Source organism: Collinsella sp. AF39-11AT (genome assembly GCF_003474585.1).
Lineage (GTDB): Bacteria > Actinomycetota > Coriobacteriia > Coriobacteriales > Coriobacteriaceae > Collinsella.
This window is the reverse complement of the sequence record NZ_QROG01000061.1, coordinates 1-621: the sequence shown is the minus strand read 5'-3', so window position 1 is coordinate 621 and position 621 is coordinate 1. Positions and strand designations below refer to the sequence as shown.

The following is a 621-nucleotide window of genomic DNA, read 5'->3' as shown; positions in this document are numbered from 1 at the left end:
TCAAGAGCCTTTTCGACGGCTTCTACCACCTCTACCCCAGCCTCGAGCAGCAGTGGGCATACTATGCGCGATACATCGACTTCATGCTGCGCGAGCTGGCCTCGCAGCCCTATCTCGACCTACGGTCCCTCATCGGCCATAAGGACTACTTCATCCTGAGCACCAATGTGGACACCCAGGCCGAGAAGACGTTTCCCGACGAGAGAACCTGTAACTATCAGGGAAGCTTCGCGCACCTTCAGTGCAAGCAGCCATGCTGTGACGAGCTCTTCGACGCGAGCCCCTACGTCGAACGCATGCTCGCGGGCATGGCGGGGTTCGAGGTCCTCAGCGAGGATATCCCCCGATGCCCGCATTGCGGCTGGCAGCTTGTGCCGTGGGTGCGCGACGACACGTTTCTGCAAGGCGGAGCATGGCGCGAGAGCCTCGAACGATACGAACGCTTTGTGCGCGAGCGCAGCAGTGGCCGCGTGCTGTTGCTGGAGCTCGGCGTGGGCGAGATGACCCCCGGCATCATCACGCTCCCGTTCTGGAGCATGACCGCGAAGCTGCCGGATGCGCACCTTTTGAGCGTAAACATCTCGGGCGACTCGGCTCCGTTGCAGCTTGGAAGCAAGGCAG

Annotated in this window: 1 protein-coding gene; it reads left to right on the top strand. The window is 61.7% G+C overall.

The features are described from left to right. Positions 1-621, top strand: a 621-nt coding sequence (locus DW037_RS10655) for an NAD-dependent protein deacetylase, SIR2 family (protein WP_118373264.1), incomplete at both ends; no start/stop codon positions are given.